14 protein-coding genes and 2 pseudogenes are annotated in these 18,967 nt (G+C 66.7%); 7 read left to right on the top strand and 9 right to left on the bottom strand.

Going from position 1 to position 18,967, the window contains the following annotated elements:
- The first annotated feature begins 122 nt into the window (after positions 1-122).
- Positions 123-2,636, top strand: a complete 2,514-nt coding sequence (locus tag DID98_RS01965; RefSeq protein ID WP_124519683.1) for an EAL domain-containing protein — start codon at positions 123-125, stop codon at positions 2,634-2,636.
- Positions 2,637-2,675: 39 nt separating this feature from the next.
- Here the strand turns inward: DID98_RS01965 and DID98_RS01970 are convergent.
- Both DID98_RS01970 and DID98_RS01975 read right to left on the bottom strand, forming a co-directional pair.
- A pseudogene (locus DID98_RS01970) lies at positions 2,676-2,873 on the bottom strand (ATP-dependent protease); the annotation flags it as partial.
- Between the two features lie 73 nt (positions 2,874-2,946).
- Positions 2,947-4,089 (bottom strand): Acg family FMN-binding oxidoreductase, encoded by a 1,143-nt coding sequence (locus DID98_RS01975; RefSeq protein ID WP_260426172.1) that lies wholly within the window; start codon positions 4,087-4,089, stop codon positions 2,947-2,949.
- Between the two features lie 467 nt (positions 4,090-4,556).
- Between DID98_RS01975 and DID98_RS01980 the strand changes: the two genes are divergently transcribed.
- The 4 genes and pseudogenes from DID98_RS01980 to DID98_RS36125 all read left to right on the top strand — a co-directional run.
- Positions 4,557-5,009, top strand: coding sequence for a pyridoxamine 5'-phosphate oxidase family protein (locus tag DID98_RS01980; RefSeq protein ID WP_124519684.1), 453 nt, complete (start codon positions 4,557-4,559; stop codon positions 5,007-5,009).
- A 96-nt stretch (positions 5,010-5,105) separates the two neighbouring features.
- Complete coding sequence (locus DID98_RS01985) at positions 5,106-5,483, top strand: hypothetical protein (RefSeq protein ID WP_124519685.1); 378 nt, start codon at positions 5,106-5,108, stop codon at positions 5,481-5,483.
- Positions 5,484-5,857: 374 nt separating this feature from the next.
- Positions 5,858-6,802 carry a GIY-YIG nuclease family protein gene (locus DID98_RS01990; RefSeq protein WP_124519686.1) on the top strand — a complete coding sequence of 315 codons (945 nt, stop codon included), beginning with the start codon at positions 5,858-5,860 and terminating at the stop codon, positions 6,800-6,802.
- 187 nt (positions 6,803-6,989) lie between these two features.
- Positions 6,990-7,124: pseudogene (locus tag DID98_RS36125) on the top strand (multidrug ABC transporter ATPase); the annotation flags it as partial.
- 28 nt (positions 7,125-7,152) lie between these two features.
- Here the strand turns inward: DID98_RS36125 and DID98_RS02000 are convergent.
- Complete coding sequence (locus DID98_RS02000; RefSeq protein WP_124519687.1) at positions 7,153-8,307, bottom strand: acyltransferase; 1,155 nt, start codon at positions 8,305-8,307, stop codon at positions 7,153-7,155.
- Between DID98_RS02000 and DID98_RS02005 the strand changes: the two genes are divergently transcribed.
- Entirely contained in the window at positions 8,291-8,515 is a 225-nt protein-coding gene (locus tag DID98_RS02005; RefSeq protein ID WP_124519688.1) for a hypothetical protein, read from the top strand. The genes DID98_RS02000 and DID98_RS02005 overlap by 17 nt on opposite strands.
- Positions 8,516-8,666: 151 nt before the next feature.
- Positions 8,667-9,599 (top strand): prolyl aminopeptidase, encoded by a 933-nt coding sequence (gene pip, locus DID98_RS02010; RefSeq protein WP_044843979.1) that lies wholly within the window; start codon positions 8,667-8,669, stop codon positions 9,597-9,599.
- Positions 9,600-9,680: 81 nt separating this feature from the next.
- Here pip and DID98_RS02015 read toward each other — a convergent pair whose 3' ends face one another.
- From DID98_RS02015 to DID98_RS02040, 6 genes are all read right to left on the bottom strand, one after another.
- Entirely contained in the window at positions 9,681-9,953 is a 273-nt protein-coding gene (locus tag DID98_RS02015; RefSeq protein WP_124485046.1) for a hypothetical protein, read from the bottom strand.
- A 172-nt stretch (positions 9,954-10,125) separates the two neighbouring features.
- Positions 10,126-11,202 (bottom strand): transglutaminase family protein, encoded by a 1,077-nt coding sequence (locus tag DID98_RS02020; protein ID WP_124519689.1) that lies wholly within the window; start codon positions 11,200-11,202, stop codon positions 10,126-10,128.
- A complete protein-coding gene (locus DID98_RS02025) occupies positions 11,196-13,802 on the bottom strand; it encodes a circularly permuted type 2 ATP-grasp protein (RefSeq protein ID WP_124519707.1) in 2,607 nt (868 codons plus the stop codon). Before DID98_RS02025 ends, DID98_RS02020 begins: the two co-directional genes overlap by 7 nt.
- Before the next feature lie 212 nt (positions 13,803-14,014).
- Positions 14,015-17,443 carry a DUF2126 domain-containing protein gene (locus tag DID98_RS02030; RefSeq protein ID WP_124519690.1) on the bottom strand — a complete coding sequence of 1,143 codons (3,429 nt, stop codon included), beginning with the start codon at positions 17,441-17,443 and terminating at the stop codon, positions 14,015-14,017.
- A gap of 94 nt (positions 17,444-17,537) precedes the next feature.
- Positions 17,538-18,512, bottom strand: coding sequence for a transglutaminase family protein (locus DID98_RS02035; RefSeq protein WP_124485049.1), 975 nt, complete (start codon positions 18,510-18,512; stop codon positions 17,538-17,540).
- A gap of 8 nt (positions 18,513-18,520) precedes the next feature.
- The coding region (locus DID98_RS02040; protein WP_148091644.1) for an alpha-E domain-containing protein at positions 18,521-18,967 on the bottom strand (447 nt) is incomplete at its 5' end.

An 18,967-nucleotide genomic window follows, 5' to 3' on the forward strand; every position in this document is an offset into this window, starting at 1 on the left:
GAATTCGATGAGTACGCAACCATTCGAGGCGAGCGGAATCAGGTCTTGCCGGCCGCCGCAGACGAGCCCGCAGGTTGCCGGATCACCATGCGCCGGCAAGGTTTTTTCGTGTTGGTTAGAAAATGTATCCGAACAGCTACGATGTTCCGATCGCGCGCCTGATCGCGCGTCAGATTCTATCTTGCGCACCCGCCACACCGGTGCGGGAGGTCGCGCGACGCATGTTCGCCGAGCACTGCAGCTCGATCGTCGTGATGCAGGATGACCAGGTCGTCGGGATCTGGACCGAGCATGATGCACTGTCGGCCAGCGACAATCCGCGCGGGCTCGATCGGCCGGTCAGCGAGGTGATGAGCCATCCGGTGCTGACGCTCGAGGCCGATACGCCGCTGGGTGAAGCTGCGATGAAGTTCACGCAGTCGGGCGTGCGGCACTTCGTGGTGGTCCGGGATGGCGTCGCGATCGGTGTGCTGACGCAGACCGACGTCGTCGTGAACCAGGGGCCGGAATTTTTCCTCCACCTGAAGCCGATCGAATCGATCTCCGTCCATCCGCCCGTCGTAGTGCCCGAGCATGCCGCGCTGCACGCAGTCATCGCGCAGATGCGCGCGCAACGGCTCGATGCGATCCTCGTCGGCTACGACGACGGCGAGCGCGGCATCCTGACCGAACGGGACGTCGTCCGGCTCCTGGCGGACGGCGGAACCCAAGGCGCGGTCGGCGCCTTCGCCAGCAAGCCGCTGCAGATGCTGTCCGCCCGGCAGAGTCTGTATGCCGCGCAGCGCTTCATGACCGAGCACAATATGCGACACGTCGGCATCCAGGACGAGGACGGCAGGCTCACCGGGCTGCTCTGTTTCGCGGACGTGCTGCAGAGCATAGAGCACGAATACGCGAACGAGCTGCGCAGCGCCCTGCGCGAGCGCGACGAAGCACTGGGTCTCGCCCGCTTCAACCTGCGCATGGCGGATCGGGTGTTCGAATCGGCGCTCGAAGGCATCATGGTGACCGACCGGCACGCGAAGATCGAGCGCGTCAACCGGGCCTTCACGCGCCTGACCGGGTACACCGAGGACGAAGTGATCGGGCGCAACCCAAGCATGCTGAGTTCAGGGCGCCAGACGCCCGAGTTCTACAAGCAGCTGTGGCATTCGCTAACGACCGATGGCCACTGGCAAGGCGAAATCTGGAATCGCCGCAAGACCGGCGAGCTGTTTCTCGAATATCTGACGATCACCAGCATTCGCGACAACGCAGGCGGGATCTCCCACTACGCGGCGATCTTTTCCGACATCACGCAGCGGCGCCAGGCGGAAGAGCGGCTGGGCTATCTCGCCACGCACGACGTGCTAACCAATCTCGCGAACCGGGCGCTGTTCGAGGAGCGGCTCGCGCACGCGATCGTCCAGGCGAAGCGGCTCGGTCGCAAGGTCGCGGTGATGTACCTCGATCTCGACCGCTTCAAGCTGGTCAACGATACGCTCGGCCACAACGCCGGCGACGAGGTGTTGAAGATCGTCGCGGGACGCATCGTCGCCGAAGTGCTCGCGAACGACACTGTGGCACGCATGGGCGGTGACGAATTCGCGCTCGTGCTGGAGGAGTTCGACGACGTCCGCGACGTCGGGCGCATTGCGCGCACGCTGCTCGACGAAGTGGCGCGGCCCATCGATATCGGTGGCCACGAAATCTTCGTGACACCGAGCATCGGCATCAGCATCTATCCTGACGACGGGATCGAGGCGGAGCACTTGATCCTGCTTGCGGACCAGGCGATGTACGGCGCGAAGAGTCGCGGCAGGAACGTGTTCCAGTTCTTCGAGAGCAAGATGACGTCGTCGGCGATCGAGCAGCTGGATATGCTCGGTGAATTGCACCGCGCGCTCGAGCAGAATGAATTCCGCCTGTTCTACCAGCCGCAATACGATCTGACCAGCGGCCGGATCGTCGGCGTGGAGGCGTTGCTGCGCTGGTTGCATCCACGCAGGGGGCTCGTACCGCCGGGCGACTTCATCGGGCTCGCGGAGCGGTCCGCGCTGATCGTCCCGATCGGCCGATGGGTGCTCCATGAAGCCTGCCGCCAGGCGTGCCGATGGCTCGACGCGGGCTTCGAGTTCGGGCGTGTGGCGGTGAACGTGTCGGCACGGCAATGCCTTACCGACCATTTCCTCAGCGACCTGACGACCATCCTCAGCGAAACCGCGTTGCCGACCGAATGCTTACAGCTCGAGTTGCTCGAAAGCATGGCGATGAACACCCGCGAGGAAATCGGCATCCTGCTGCGCGAACTGGCGATCCGGGGGATCAGCCTGGCGATCGACGATTTCGGTACGGGATATTCGTCGCTGGTGTATCTGAAGGATCTGCCCGTCGATACGCTGAAGATCGATCGGTCGTTCCTCACGGACTGCGGTTCGGGCAGCACGGACGATGCGATCGTGCGCGCGATCGTTGCAATGGGCCGCGCGCTCGGGCTCGATGTCGTGATGGAGGGCGTAGAGACGGAAAAACAACTGGCCTTCCTGCAGGAGATCGGTTGCCATCAGGGGCAAGGTTTCCTGTTCGCGCGGCCACAGCCCGCCGACCAGTTCGTCGGGATCTTGTCGCGCCACAGCGCGAAATTGCTGGTGGAGTGAGCCTTTCCGGCAGCGGGCACATGCGACTGCAAGCAATGATCAGAGATCTCCACGCACTTCGCCGGTTCCCAACCCGCTGCGCTGCCGGTTGACTTCCGCCCACTGCTCATCGCTGTCGTCATTGCGCAGCACGACCTTCCAGTCCGGTTGATTGTCGGTCACGTCGAAGTATTCCAGGATTTCCCGGCGAACCGCGTCGACGAACTGCGCGCATTCCGCTTTGGCCCGTGCAAAGGCCCCATGATTGGATTGAACAGCGGCAATTGGCCGACGCTCGCCTGACGTCAACAGCGCGTCAATACCGGCGGCGTCAAGCCAGCGCAGTCTCCACGGGACGGCGGGGCGAGAATGGCAGGGTCGGTCCATAGCCGAAGCGCATGACGATATCAGGCCGTCGCCGGCTGGTATCGCCGACGATGCCTGCCAGATGCGGACGAAGGCGAGCGACCTCGACGGGCTGATTGACGAAGGCGACCTTGATCCCAAGGTTTGTCGCTGTCAGCGCGAAGCGCTGACAGGCCTGGCCGACCCTGATCCAATGCGTCTTGTCTTCCCGATCGCCAACAAACACGGCAATGCCTGCCGACGAATCGATTTGGCGGGCATATTTGTCGTTCTCGGTTCGGGTGTCAAAGAACCGTTCGAACGCAAAGCGTCCAAGGGAGCTCGGCAGCACTGGATTCCCGCTTGCAGCGGAGAACAGGCCATCGCCCGACGACATGGCGCTGCGTGGGTTGAACCGGATCCATCGCTTCAGTTCGCTCATGAAAGCCGAATCCGCCATTTGAATGTCGTTGGCGGCTACCACCAGATCTCTGACCTTGTCGATCCCCATTCGGTCGGTGATGAGGGTCAAGTGAACGCCGGGCGTGGCAGCCGTCCGCTCGAGGAACGCGAGATCGGCGGCAGGAACGGCACGCCCGTCATATTCCGCGCGCGTCGATTGTCGTTTGGCAATTGCGGCAAAAAGCGAACTCGCCCTCATCGATCCGCGTACGAATGCATAACGTGCGCCGTCTCCGCCGGAAGCCATCTGAACCTCTCCAGGCCAGCCCGTTGCTGCAGCCGAGATGGCGAGGTTTTCCGCCGCGCATCCAAGGCTCACAAACAGATGATGGTCGTCCGGGTCGACAGCGGGTGTGCGGCGCGAGAGGTCCGGCAGAATGTCGATGAACCCGTCGCCGACATGAAACCGCCAAGGCTGCGTGTTGTGGCTGTTGGCGGCAAGTGTCGCATAGCGGATGAGGCCGCCAAGGCTCGGCGGCATTGTCAGAGCCGCACGCAGGCGCTTTGCATAGGCCTGATAGTCGGCCATCGATCCCACGGACGACATCCAGGCAGTCGCGCCGCCTGCCAGCATCAAGGCGCCGCCGGCGCCGACGAAGAAAGTTCGCCTGTCCATGCCAAATTCCCGTAAGTTGTCGCGGCTGCCGTGCCAGAGTGCGGCGCGCATGCAGTGACTTGACGCGCAATGTTGCTCGCGTGCAGCGCCAATGGAAAATTCGCAACGCCCCTTTGGACTGCGATTCCGAGCCCCCAGCGCAGCCCCAAATCCTCCACAGCGAGACTTACTGAAAACCGCCACGGCGACACGCGACTCGGCACGCATCCAGACGCAAAGGCAATTCCCTTCATCGCTTGAATTCTCAACACCCGTATCTCCGCACCGGGCCGTTTTCGGCGCGCGTTGTCGACTATCTAGCCTGCCACGTCAACCTGTGTCAGGCAAATGCCGGCTCCGTTGATCTGAGTCAATTGCGGTCGGCGTGAATCGCGGCCTGCGCGGCAGGTCGTGCAGGCGGGCCGCTCACGCTTGCGCGCCGTGCGTCTCGAAGTCGGTCATCTTCGGTATTTGATTTGCATCAAGCGCCGGATGACCCGGTGGGACAGGATAGGATTTCACGAACTGGAAGGTGATCCATGGACGAGCAGATCAAGGAAAAGATCCTGTCATTGCTGGATCAGCACCGAATCATGACGATCGCCACGCTAAGGCCGGACGGCTGGCCGCAGGCGACCACCGTCGGATACGTGAGCCAGGGACTGACGCTTTACTTCCTTTGCGGCCTGGAAAGCCAGAAGGCGGCCAATCTGGCCCGCGACGACCGGGTATCGCTCACGATCGACCACGACACATCGGATCTGATGGCGATTACCGGTTTGTCGATGGCGGCACGTGCACAACCGGTAACTGATCGTGCCGAAGCAGAGAAGGTCTTGCACATGCTTCCACTGAAGTATCCGGACATGCACGCGCTGCCAATGCCGATGCCGTCTCCTGACGAGGTCCGGATATTTCGCGTGATTCCGATAGTCATTTCGGTGCTCGATTATTCACAAGGCTTCGGGCACACCGATCTTTGCATTTGCTGATCTCCTTCCATATCAAAAACGCAAGACGCCGTGACGCGGTGCTCACATCGTAGCCCCCGATGGGCAACCTGCGCGGAAGCGGGCTGCCTTTATGCATTGATCGTTTTTGCGATCGGCTTCGCCTTCGGGGCGATGCGCGTCCTGCTGCTTGTGCGGCTGCTGGGAGAGACGGCAGCCGTATCGCTCGAAGCGCCGTTCATGCTGGCCGCGAGTTGGTACGTGTCGCACTGGAGCACGAAAAAACACGACCTCCTGACGGATACCAACGAGGCGTTGCTGATGGGCGCGATCGCCCTGGCCACATTGACGATTGCGGAGTTGTGCACCAAAGGACTCCTGTTTGGAAGGACCGTGCTCGAGTACTTTGCCGGCTTTTGGTCTGTGCCCGGCGCGATCGGCCTCGCAAGCCAACTTTGCTTTGCAAGCTTTCCATTTCTGCAGGCGCGCGGTAATCGAATGGGCGCGAGCAGGTGAGCGCAATTGCAGGCGGCCAGGATCGCAACGCCGAAGCGCCCCCTCGGCAAAACCGTGTGACCTGCGATCGGATCCGCTGAACTGCCCTGCTCACGAAGGCTGGTCAGCCAGGAATATATGCAGTTGACGCGTACATGTCGGTGCCCGGAGTCGATGCGATACTCGGACGTTCGCGGTAGTCTACGTGCGAATGGCCGCTTCTGGCGGCGGATTCAACCGGTCGATGCTGACCGACGAGGCAACCAGTTGAATCGGCAACCAAGAGCAGCCGCCGATTTTGCGGTCTTTACGCGTTCTTGGAGGGACTAAAGTTTGCGGTGTCGGAGCGACGGTCGCTTGCCGTCATCGTCGGTATGCAGTTACAGTCGAGTCCCATGTTTGAAGACCTACTAGACCTTCTAAAGAACGCCGGTGTCGATCCAGCCGCACAGCAAATCACTCTGATGCGCCACAAGGATAAGCGGTATCCCCTCGTGAAATATATCGGCACGCGCGCACTGAATCTGTATCAGGCGATGCAGCCCAGAGAGATGCCCGTGGGAAGCCTGCTCGTAGCGTTTTACGGCAATCGGCCCGGCCATGCCCTGCTTCTGGGCGTCTGGCGTGTCGACGGTGTGCTGTCGCCCGGCGAGGCGATTCGTCGGGGACTACTTGAGGGAAGCTTTGAGCCGTTGCACGAGAACTGGGGCGGCTACTACCACGATTTGCGCGAACTCGATCTGCTTGCCGATCTGCGTTTGAAGCTCGAAATCGAGTGGACCGGAAAGGAAGTGGCCTGGCGGCGTGTCCTGCGACCGGAGAAAACCCAGCGAGTACGCCGGACAACCAACTCACCAATCGAGCAAATTGCGCACGAGGCAAAGCCAGGCTCCTGCAGTCAATTTCCTATGCGGATGGGCCGCCGGTACAGCGTCACCGCACAGCTCGAATCGGCGGTGCCGTTCCAGGGACTCACTGGTGTCTCACTCGTTATGGCGGAACTGCGGATCGCACTGCGTGACGCAGCCTGGCAACAGGGGTTGGCTGGCGTGTCCGGAATCTATCTGATCACGGACGAGCGCGGCGGCCAACACTATGTGGGTTCGGCCTCCGGCGCACAAGGGGTGCTACAGCGTTGGAGCAACTATGCGACCACAGGACACGGAGGCAACAAGCTGCTTGCGCAGTTGCTCGCCGCTACGCCTGGACGCGAACTGGATCTCCGGTTCACGCTGCTCGAAGTGTTGCCGGCAGATACATCCCGCCAGGAGGTGATCCGGCGCGAATCGTATTGGAAAGTCGCGCTGGGTTCGCGCACATTCGGTCTGAATCTGAACTGATGCAATCAGCCGGAAACAGCCTCTACGGAACGCTGACCGCAGCGAGACGTGCACCCAAATGGCGTACTACTCTCTAATTTCAGGCGGCAAGCCCCACTCCGCGATGTCGCCCCGGAAGCGTTGCTGACCTCTGACCGTCAGCTTCGGGTAGGAATGCAGCCGCGCCAACGGCATGTTTCCCTGATAGCGCGACGACGACAGCTACTCGGATACGGGCAAGCGAACCGCGCGCACGGTCGTCAAATACGACGGCAAATCGTACGGGATCGACATGTTCAGTACCTTTTGGTATTCGCCCGAGGCGCTGAAGCGTTTCAAGTGAGGCCGCAAGCGGGTCACGCCAGGCCCGCCTACTCCGCCACCTTCGGCCCGATCGGATCTGCCGGCGGCGCCGGCATCCGCAACGCGTCGCCACGCATGCGTCGCGCCTCGCGCGCCGTATAGCGATCCTTCAACCGCAGGAACGGCTTCTCGACGAGGAAGTAGCTGGCCATCGCGGCCAGCAGCGCCCACACGATGCCGAGCGGGAACGCGTGCGGAACCGCCAGATCCGGGTTCGCGAACGGCTGCTGCCACAGATACAGGCTGAACGAGATCGAGCCGACGAACACGATCGGCGCGGCCCGCAGCCACCGCGCGCACCAGAACTCGCTGCGGAAATTCAGCACGACGATCACGATCGCGATCAGCGCGGCCTCGAGCGTCACGCCGTAGGTCGCATTCCAGAAGCCGCCGAGCCGATGTTCGGCAAGCGGCATCCCGAACAGCACGATGAAGACGAGCGCCGTCACGATGCGCGTCTCGCCGCGCCACGAGCCGATCCATGCTTCGAGCCGTTCGCGTTCGAGCGCCGCGTAGCAGCCGATCAGGATCGGATCGACGCCCGTATGCAGCATCATCCCGAGTTGCCCGCGCAGCGCCGGCGCGACGAAATACGTGAGCGCGCGCACCAGCGGCACGGCCAGGATCAGCGCGGCCAGCCAGCGCGTGCCGCGACGGCGGGCGCCAAACACGAACAGCAGCGGCCAAAACCAGTAGAACTGCTCTTCGAGCGCGAGCGACCAGAAATGCCCGAGATACCACGCGCCGTCCGGGTGCAGCACGTTGTCGCCGCTCAGCCCGAACCATGCCGAGTAATTCCACAGATGCAGCGCCGCATACAGCCACTGGCGGCGCCCGACGTCGAGCCAGCCGACGGCGGCGAGCACGCCGACGGTCGCGAGATACACGTAGCACGCCGGCCAGATCCGCAGTGCGCGGCGCACATAGAACGACGTCAGCGCGACCCCGCCGGTGCGCGCGCACTCCGCGCGCAGCACGTTGGTGATCAGGAAGCCGCTGAGGACGAAGAAGATCAGCACGCCGAGCCGGCCGTCGGCGACGAGCCGCAGCGGCGCGAGCCAGCCGGTATAGCCGCCCGGCAGCACGCGTTCCGCATGGCCGACGACGACCATCGTGACCGCGACGGCGCGCAACCCGGTCAGTTGCTTGACGCGATGGTTCATCGGTTCGTTTCCCGTTGGCACGGCGGAGGAACGGAATGAAGGTCGGCGCCCGCGATCGGTGCGCCGATATGCCGCCGGGATTTTGTCTGAAAAATATCCGAATGAAATTGCTCAAAAAATTCCGCCGAGCATGCCGGCCGCAATGCCGCGCCGTGCAACCGGCATCGCCATCGCCATCGCACGCAGCGGCCGCAATGAATGGGCATAATGACAAGCCTTGCCCGGCGGCCGCCGGGCCGATGCCGACACAACGAATCTGCGGCGCCGCAATATCCGCGATACCGGCGCCGCCGTATTCCGATCGCCCACCGGCCCGTGCCTCGTCCGCCGCCCTGCCGACCCTCACCCGGAGCCTGCCTGTGTACCCACCGATCGAACCCTACGCCCACGGCCACCTCGACACCGGCGACGGCCACCGCATCTACTGGGAGCGCTGCGGCAACCCGTCCGGCAAGCCCGCGGTGTTCCTGCACGGCGGCCCGGGCGCGGGCTGCAGCCCCGACCATCGCCGCCTGTTCGATCCCGAGCGCTACGACATCCTGCTGTTCGACCAGCGCGGCTGCGGGCGCTCCACACCGCATGCGAGCCTCGACAACAACACGACCTGGGACCTGGTGGCCGACATCGAGCGGTTGCGCGAGATGGTCGGCGCGCAACAGTGGCTCGTGTTCGGCGGCTCATGGGGCAGCGCGCTCGCCCTCGCCTACGCGCAAACGCATCCGCAACGCGTCAGCGCACTCGTCGTGCGCGGCATCTTCACGATGCGTCGCGCGGAGTTGCTGTGGTACTACCAGGAAGGCGCGTCGTGGCTGTTCCCGGACCTGTGGGAAGAATTCCTCGCGCCGATTCCGCAAGCCGAGCGCGATGACCTGATGGCCGCGTACCATCGCCGGCTGACGGGCGACGACGAAGCCGCGAAGCTCGAAGCCGCGCGCGCATGGAGCCTCTGGGAAGGCCGCACGATCACGCTGCTGCCCGACCCGGCGCTGGCCGCGCACTTCGCGGACGGCCACTACGCGCTCGCGTTCGCGCGGATCGAAAACCACTACTTCGTGAATCGCGGGTTCGTCGAGGAAGGCCAGTTGCTGCGCGACGCGCATCGCCTCGCCGGGATTCCGGGCGTGATCGTGCAAGGCCGCTACGATATCGCGACGCCCGCACGCACCGCATGGGATCTCGCGAAGGCATGGCCCGACGCGAGGTTCGAGATCGTGCCGGATGCCGGACACGCATACAACGAACCGGGCATCCTGAAGGCGCTGCTCGCGGCGACGGACCGGTTCGCGGCGTAAGCGCAAGCAACGCAGCACATACCGCGCAATACCACGCGGCGCGCGGCAGCCGGCCATGCCGGCCGGCGCGCGCCGCCCCGCTCAGAGCGCCGCTTCGACGATCGTGCGGCCGCTGATCGCCCGCTCGACGAGTCGTTCATCGCCAACCTTGCGGATCGCATCGTCGAGCAACCCTTCCGGCTCCTCGGTCGCGACCTTCAGCAGGCCCGACAGGCCACGCGCGTCGAGCACCACGAGCGTTTCCATCGAATCCGCACGGCTCACGAGCACGCGGCGGAACGCCGGGCCCGCGCCGAAGCTCGCGCAAAGCTCGATCGTCTCGTTGCCGAGCGTGTAGTCGAAGTTCTTGATCATGTCTGCCGCCGTTGCAAGGGAATGGCGACGCGCGACGGCGCGGCGCCGTGACGTCGACGCACCCGTGCGTGCCGCCGGCGCCGGATCGGGTCCGATCCGTTCGCCGGCAACACCATGCTAGGCGGGCAGTATTAACGACGACTTAAACGTCCGGCGACCGGCGCGTCAGGCCTTAGAGCGCCTCATCGAGCGGCTCGACCGTCACACCGACCTTCAGCTCCTGATCCGCGCCGCCGCCGCGAATCACGCCGCGCAGCGGCGTCACGTCCGCGTAGTCGCGGCCGATCGACAGCATCACGTAGTCGTCGCCCGGCGCGCGGTCGTTGGTCGGGTCGAGCTGCAGCCAGCCGCCGTCTTCTGGCCACGCCGGGTCGTACACGTCGACCCATGCATGCGATGCGTCCGCGCCGATCAGCCGCGGCTGCCCGGGCGGCGGCTGCGTCAGCAGATACCCGCTCACGTAGCGCGCGGCGAGCCCGAGCGAGCGCAGCGCGCCGATCATCACGTGCGCGAAATCCTGGCAGACGCCCTTGCGCAATCGCAATGCATCGAGCGCCGTCGTCGTGATGTCGGTGCTGTTCGGCGTATACGCGAAGTCGGCGTGAATCCGCCGCATCAGGTCCCATGCGGCCTGCACGAGCGGCCGCTGCGGCGTGAAGCTGGCGGCCGCATACGCAGCCAGTTCGGGATCGCACGCCACGTGCGGCGACGCGAACACGAACTCGCTCGCCGCGTCGTACGGCTGCCCCGCGCGAAACCGCAGGCGGTCACGCACGGCTTCCCATGCGGTTGCGTGCTCGGGGTCGGGATGCGCGATCGCGGGCGGCGGCGCGCCGCGTGCGCCCTGCGACCAGACGGGCGGGCTCACGCGCACCGTGCTGCGGCTGCGCACGAGCAGCGCATCGTGCGGCTGGTTCAGCGCGAACGATGCGCGCGCGTTGCCGAACGCGTCGATCTCGGTGCCGACCGTTTCCGGTCCGGGTTCGATGTCGAGCGCGAACGACAGCACCTGCTGGCGCGGCGTCGCGAGCGGCTGCAGCCGCGCCTGGTGCTGGGCCGATTCGACGCGCGCCGCGTAGCGATATTCGGTGTCGTGCGTGACGCGCAGGACACGACCGGCCGACGTCGTCGGCGTGGCCGACGTGGCCGATGCATTCGAGGCCGCGGGCACGACCGCCGCCGCTGTCTGCTTCGCACTGCCGGGGGCGGCCGCGGGCGGCGTCTTCGCCGCGTGTTTCGGCGTCACCATAGCGTCCTGCCCGCCTCGCGAACGTGGCTGAAATACCGCTCGCCGATCCGGTTCGACAGATCCCACACGGCCTTCACCGTCGTGTCGAGCGCATCGAGCAGCGCGTCGTGCCGACCATCATCTCCGGTTTCACACAGTTCGTGCAGCGACCACGCGGGCACGTCCGGAATCGTCTCGGCCAGTTCGGACAGCGCATAGCCCTCGCTGCGCTCGACCTTCGTCAGCCGGCCGCGCAACGCCTGCACGACCCAGCCGAGCGAGCGCGGATTGTCGGTGTCGAGCACGACGAGCGACAGCAACGGCGCGACGTCGAAGCCGCGCTGGAAGCGCGAGCGGAACGTGATCGTGCTGTCGAACAGCTCCAGCACGAGTTCGAAGCCGTCCTGCCGGTGCACCGCGCCTTCGTCGAACGCGAACTTCAGCACGCTGCACAGGAAGTCCAGCCGGTCGATCTGCCGCCCGATCGACAACAGCCGCCAGCCGTCGTCGCGCGTCATGTTGTCGGTCTGCGCGCCGGTGATCGCGCCGAGCAGCAGCCCGAGGCGCTCCAGCAACTGCAGCGCCTCGTTGCCGATCTGCTCCTCGGCTTCCGGATGATCGGCGCTGTCGGCGAACAGTTGCGTCGCGTCGTCGATCAGCCGCCACTGATCGCTCGACAGCCGTTCGCGGATCGCCGCAGCCGCGCCGCGCATCCCGAACAGGCAGGACGCGATGCCCGACGTGCGGTCCGCGCCGCGCGTCAGCGACGTCGCGAGCGCGTACTGGAACGCACGCGGCGCATCGACGGCGTTCGGCGCGTCGGGCGCGATCAGGCCGGTGTCGCGGCACAACGTGTCGATCAACTCGAGATGCGCGGGACTGTCGACGTCGTCCTCGCCGCGCAGCCGTTCGAGCGCGGCGCGCGCGAGACGCATCAGGTTGGTCGCGCGCTCGGTATAGCGGCCGAGCCAGAACAGGTTCTCCGCCGCGCGGCTCGCGATCGCGCGCGGACGCTCGACCAGATCGTCGGGGCCGAGACGCGTCTGCAGCAGCGTCGTCGAATCGACGATGCCTTCGGTCATCACCCACGTATCGACCGTGCTGCCGCCGCGCGGCATCGGCGCGTTGAACAGCGTATCGCGCGTGCCGACCCGCGATAGTCCGCCCGGCAGCAGCCGCCAGCGCTGCGCGCCGTCGGCGAGCGCGAACACGCGCAGCAGCAGCGGCTTCGGCACGATGCGCGCGCCACCGCTGCCGTCGGACGCGTCGTGCCCCGGCCAGGTCGGCGCCTGCGACAACGGCAGGTCGGCCTGCACCGTGTAATGCTCGGGCCGGGCCAGGATCCGCGCACGCCATTCGGCCAGCTGCGCCGGCGTGAGCCGCGCGCCGATCACCGGGTCGAACGCGTCGCCGGCCTGCACCTCGGGCGGATACGACGGCTTCACGATGCTGCGCGCAAGCTGCGGCAGCGCATCGCCGCACGCGGCCGCCTCGCCGCACCACCACGAATGCACGGCCGGCAGCGTCAGCGTTTCGCCGAGCAGCGCTTCCGCGAGGCGCGGCATGAAGCCGAGCATGCCCGGCGACTCGAGGAAGCCCGAACCCGGCGCATTCGCGAGCAGCACGTTGCCCGCCCGCACGGCCTGCAGCAGGCCCGGCACGCCGAGCATCGAATCGGGACGCAGTTCGAGCGGATCGAGCCACGCGTCGTCGACGCGCCGCAGGATCCCGTGCACGGGTTCGAGCCCGCGCAGCGTCTTCAGGAAGACGCGGTTGTCGCGCGCGGTCAGGTCGCCGCCCTCGACGAGGGTGAGGCCGAGGTAGCGCGCGAGATACGCATGCTCGAAGTAGGTCGCGCTGTGCGGCCCGGGCGTCAGCAGCACGATCCGCGAATTCTTTCTGGCGGGACTGAGCGCCTGCATGCTCTGCAGCAGCGACCGGTACGCGGAAGCGAGCCGCTGCACGCGCAGCCCGCGGAAACCGCGCGGAAAGAGCCGCGACACGATCAGCCGGTTCTCGAGCAGATAGCCGAGGCCGGACGGTCCCTGCGTGTGCTGCGCGACGATCCGCCATTGGCCGTCGGGGCCGCGCGCGAGATCGAACGCGACGACGTGCAGCCACGTGTCGCCCGGCACGCGTGCGCCGCGCATCGCGCGCAGGTAGCCCGGGTGGCCGGTCACGAGCGCGGGCGGCAGCAGCCCGCGCTGCAGGATCGTCTGCGGTCCGTACAAATCGGCCATCGTCGCGTTCAGCAGCCGCACGCGCTGCAGCACGCCGCGCTCGATCGCGACCCAGTCCTCGGGCGTGACGATCAGCGGCAGCAGGTCGAGCGACCACGGGCCGGCCGCGCCGTCGCCCGCGCGTTGTTCGTGGAGCTGGTAGAACAGGCCGTTCTCGCGCATGCGGCGCTGCAGCGCGTCGGCGCGGCGGTCGAGGTCGGCCACGCCGTCGCTGCCGATCGACGTGAAGAAGCTGCGCCATGCGGGGGCGAGCAGCGGCGCGGTGAGGCCGGCGGCACTGCCGCGCAGTTCGTCGTAGCGGCCGGCCGCGGCCGGCGCCGCGAGCGCGGCGGCCAGTTCCGCGGCGTCCGGCTGCGCGCCGGTATCGAAAAGCGTGGGCATCGCGTCGGCGTCGGCGAGATCGTCGGGGTGAATGGGCGGCACGGTCGGTATCGTTCCGTCGTCAGGGGGCAGCGGTGCCCGCGCGCCGCCGCACCGTCGTCCGGGCACGGCAGACGCGGCGGGCGGCCGCAGTCTGCCCGCATCCTAGCACTCCTCCCGGCGCGCCGGGAGGTCGGAAACCGCGCATCGTCGTGCGTCCTTTCATCCGACGATCAGGGCCGTCGCAGGTCGAGCGTGAACGGGAATTCACGGCTCGGCGCGGCGGCCGCCACGTCCATCCGCCCCGGCGTGTGCCCCATCGCGACGAAACGCGCGAGCCGGCGGCTCTCGGCCTCGTACGCGTTGACCGGGAACGTCGCATAGTTGCGCCCGCCCGGGTGCGCGACGTGATACCGGCAGCCGCCCAGCGAGCGCTGCAGCCACGTATCGACGATGTCGAACGTGAGCGGCGCATGCACGCCGATGGTCGGATGCAGCGCCGACGGCGGCGCCCACGCCTTGTAGCGCACGCCCGCGACGTATTCGCTGACGGTGCCGGTCGGCTGTAGCGGCAGCGCGCGGCCGTTGACGGTCACGACGTGACGGTTGTCGTTCAGCCCGGTCACGCGCACTTCGAGCCGTTCGACCGACGAATCGACGTAGCGCACCGTGCCGCCGTGCGCGCCCTCCTCGCCCATCACGTGCCACGGCTCGAGCGCGCCGCGCAGCGACAGCTGCATCCCGTTCACCGCGATCTGGCCGAACAGCGGGAAGCGGAATTCGAAATGCGGCGCGAACCACGCGGAATCGAACGCGAAACCGGCGTCGCGCAGCTCGGCCAGCACGTCGTCGAAATCCATCTTCAGGAACGCGGGCAGCATGAAGCGATCGTGCAGCGCGGTGCCCCAGCGCGTGAGCGGCGTCGTATACGGCGCGGCCCAGAAGCGCGCGACCAGCGCGCGCAGCAGCAGTTGCTGGACGATGCTCATCCGCGCATGCGGCGGCATCTCGAACGCGCGCAGTTCGAGCAGGCCGAGCCGCCCGGTCGACGAATCCGGCGAATACAGCTTGTCGATGCAGAATTCGCTGCGGTGCGTGTTGCCGGTCACGTCGATCAGCAGGTTGCGCAGCACGCGGTCGACGAGCCACGGCGGCATGTCCTGCCCGTACAGCAGCTTGTTGCGCTGGATTTCCGCGAATGCGATGTCGAGCTCGTAGACCTGGTCGTTGCGCGCCTCGTCGACGCGCGGCGCCTGGCTCGTCGGACCGATGAACAGCCCCGAGAACAGGTACGACAGCGACGGATGGTTGTGCCAGTAGGCGATCAGGCTCGCGAGCAGGTCCGGGCGGCGCAGGAACGGGCTGTCGGCCGGCGTCGCGCCGCCGAGCACGAAATGGTTGCCGCCGCCCGTGCCGACATGCCGGCCGTCGACCATGAACTTCTCGCTGGACAGCCGCGACTGCCAGGCGGCGTCGTACAGGAATTCGGTCTGGCCGACGAGTTCGTCGAAGCTCTTCGCCGGATGGATGTTCACCTCGATCACGCCGGGATCGGGCGTGACCTGCAGCAGCTTGAGCCGCGCATCGCGCGGCGGCGGATAGCCTTCGAGCACGAGCTTCACGCCGAGGGCCTGCGCGGTCAGCTCGATCGCCGCGAGCAGGTCGAGATAATCCTCGAGCGCGGCGAGCGGCGGCATGAACAGGTACAGGATGCCGTTGCGCACTTCTGCGCACATCGCGGTACGCGTGATCCACGCGGCCGATTCGAAGCGCTCGGGGTGGCGCTGCGGGTCCTGCGCGGCATGCGCGTGCCGGTCGCCGGCGGCGCTGCCGGCGCTGCCGGCGCTGCGCAACTGCATGACCGTTTGCGCGGACGCTTCGCGATGCACGCCGGCCAGGTAACGCGGCGCGTCGGCCGCACCCGCATGACGCGCACGGAACGCGGCCGCGTCCGGCAGCGCGTCGCGCGGCGCGAACGGATCGCGTTCGACCAGGTACGGATAGTCGGCACCGGCGACCCACGGCAGCGAATCGAGCGGCAGCCGATAGCCCATCGGCGAATCGCCGGGCACGAGGTACATCCGTTCGTCGCGGAAGAACCACGGGCCGGTCTGCCAGCGCGGGCCGTCGAGACCCGGCGCGTCGTCCGTGCGCTTGATCGGCAGCACGTAGCCGACCACGCTGTCGAGATGCTGGTCGAACACCTTGCGCAACCGCGCGCGCTCGAGCTCGTCGTCGAGGCGCGAGTCGAACGGATCGACGTTGACGGGCAGCCGGCGCTCGCGCCACAGGTAGTACCAGACATCCTCGTAGCCGGGCCGCACGAATTCGTCGGTCAGTCCGAGGCGCGCGGCCAGCGCGTCGATGAAGCGCTTCGCGTCCTCGGTCGTGCACGCGGACGGCTCGCGCTCGTCGGCGAACAGCGACGGGTCGTGCCACACGGGCTGGCCGTCGGCGCGCCAGAAGATCGACAGCGCCCAGCGCGGCAGCTGCTCGCCCGGATACCACTTGCCCTGCCCGAAATGCAGGAAGCCGCCTTCGCCGTATTCGGCGCGCAGCCGCTGCACGAGTTCGGTCGCATAGCCGCGCTTGGTCGGGCCGAGCGCATCGGTGTTCCATTCGGCGCCGTCGCGATCGTCGATCGACACGAAGGTCGGCTCGCCGCCCTGCGTCAGCCGCACGTCGCCGGCCGTCAGCGCGCCGTCGACCTGCGCGCCGAGCGTGCGCACGGCGTCCCATTGCTGCTCGGTATACGGCTTCGTCACGCGCGGCGATTCGTACACGCGCGTCACCACCATCTCGTGCTCGAACGACACTTCGCATTCGTCGATCAGCCCCTCCACCGGCGCGGCGCTGGTCGGCTGCGGCGTGCATGCGAGCGGGATGTGCCCTTCGCCGGCGAGCAGGCCCGAGGTCGGATCGAAACCGATCCAGCCCGCGCCCGGCAGGTAGACCTCGCACCACGCGTGCAGGTCGGTGAAGTCGACCGACGTGCCGCTCGGGCCGTCGAGCGCCTTCACGTCGGGCGTGAGCTGGATCAGGTAGCCGGACACGAAACGCGCGGCGATGCCGAGATGCCGGCACAGCTGCACGAGCAGCCACGCGCTGTCGCGGCACGACCCGGACGCGAGCTCGAGCGTCTGCTCGGGCGTCTGCACGCCCGGCTCCATCCGCACCAGATAGCCGATGTCGTGCTGCAACTGCTGGTTCAGCGCGACGAGGAAGTTCACGGTGCCGGCCGGCGTGCGGTCGACGCCGTCGAGATACGCGCGGAACAGCGGCGCCGCGCTCGTCTGCGGATCGCAAGCGAGGTACGGCGCGAGTTCGGTCTTCAGCGCATCGTCATAGCTGAACGGGTATTGCTCCGCGCTGGCTTCCAGGAAGAAGTCGAACGGGTTGTACACCGACATCTCGGCAACCAGGTCGATCGTGATCTCGAAGTGTTCGGTGCGCTCCGGAAACACGAGCCGCGCGAGATAGTTCGAGAACGGGTCCTGCTGCCAGTTGATGAAGTGCTGCGCGGGCTCGACGGTCATCGAATACGCGACGATCGGCGTCCGGCAGTGCGGCGCGGGCCGCAGCCGCACGATCTGCGGCCCGAGGTTGACGGGCCGGTCGTAGCGGTAGCGGGTGGTGTGATGCAGCGCGACGTGAATGGGCATGGGAGAGGCCGCTCGGTTCGGGTTGGACCGGCCGCGCGCGCCGCGTCGCCGTCGCTGCGGCGGCACGGCACGGCGGGTTCGGAGAAGGTATGCGTCAGACCAGTTCGGGCGACTGCACGACGCTGATCTCGATGCCGACGGCGCTCGCGCCAATCCCCGTCACCGGTTGCGCGTCGCGATAGTCGAGGCCCACGGCGATGCGCACGTAGCGCTCGTCCGGGCAGCGGTTCATGAACGGATCGAAGCCGACCCAGCCGAGCCCTTCGACGTACGCCTCGGCCCACGCGTGACCGGCCGGCTGCTGCATCAGCGCGACGGCCTGCGGCTGCGCGCCGAGTGCCGCCTGCGGCAAGCCCTGCGACTGTGCGGCATGCGATGCTCCGAGCACCTGCTGCATGCCGTCGCCCGTCTGCAGCGCGAGCGCTTCCTCGGCATCCTCGTCGCTCGCGCTCTGCTTCGCGTCGGCGATGCGCTGCATCGCGCTGTCGGCGAGCACGTAGCCCGAGATGTAGCGCGCGGGCACCTTCAGCGCGCGAGCGGCCGCGATGAACGCGTGCGCATGGTCGCGGCTGGTGCCCTCGCCGCTTTGCAGCGCGGTTTCGGCATCGACCGGCGCGTCGGCCAGGTTCGGCGCGTATGCGATGCGGTCGTGCACTTCCGTCATCAGCCAGTGCAGCGCATCGAGGCTGTGCGGCTCGATCGGCAGCGCCTGCGTGAGCTCGCGCACGGTGTCGCCGGCCTTCGTGAGCGCGGTCTCGCGCTCGAAGATCCACGGCGGCGCATAGCCCTCGGGGTGGCCGAGAATGCCCGCGCGGTCCTGCGTCTCGACGACGCCGGCCGCGACCACGACGACCTCGTTCTTCGCGCCGCGGTCGTGGCGCACGAGGTCGATCCGGTTGCCGAATCCGTCCGCATAGGAAAGCGTCGGCTCGACGCCGTCGATCGTGACCTGCCACGCGCGCACCGTCTGCCCGGGCCCCGATTGCGGGCGCAGCCGCAGCCGTTGCAGCGCATGGGTGGCTTGATCGTCGAACTGATAACGCGAGATGTGTCGGATGGCGAGTCGCATGGCAAGTCTCAGTCGAAGTTGTAGGCCTGGGCGATATCGATCCCCAGGCTGTTGTTGCGGCCGATGAAGTCGGTCAGGAACTCGTGCAGGCCGCTCTTGAAGATCCGCTCGACCGAGGTGTCGGACAGCATCTGCAGAATCTTCGTGGCCGTGTCGTGACACGGGTGTGTCACGCCGTAATCCTTCGCGAGCAGGTTCAGGCTCGACACCACGCGCCCGTAGCAATAGCGCAGCGAGCGCGGCATGCGGCCGTTCAGGATCAGATAGTCGGCGATGTTCATCGGCTTGTACTGCACGTCGTACACCCAGCGATACGACCGGTGAGCGGCCACGCAGCGCAGGATCGTCTCCCACTGGTAGTTGTCGAGGATCGTGCCCACGTGCGACACCGACGGCAGCAGCAGGTGGTATTTCACGTCGAGGATCCGCGCGGTGTTGTCGGCCCGCTCGACGAA

Origin of the sequence: Burkholderia sp. Bp8984 (genome assembly GCF_003853755.1) — a bacterium.
In the GTDB taxonomy this organism is placed as follows: Bacteria; Pseudomonadota; Gammaproteobacteria; order Burkholderiales; family Burkholderiaceae; genus Burkholderia.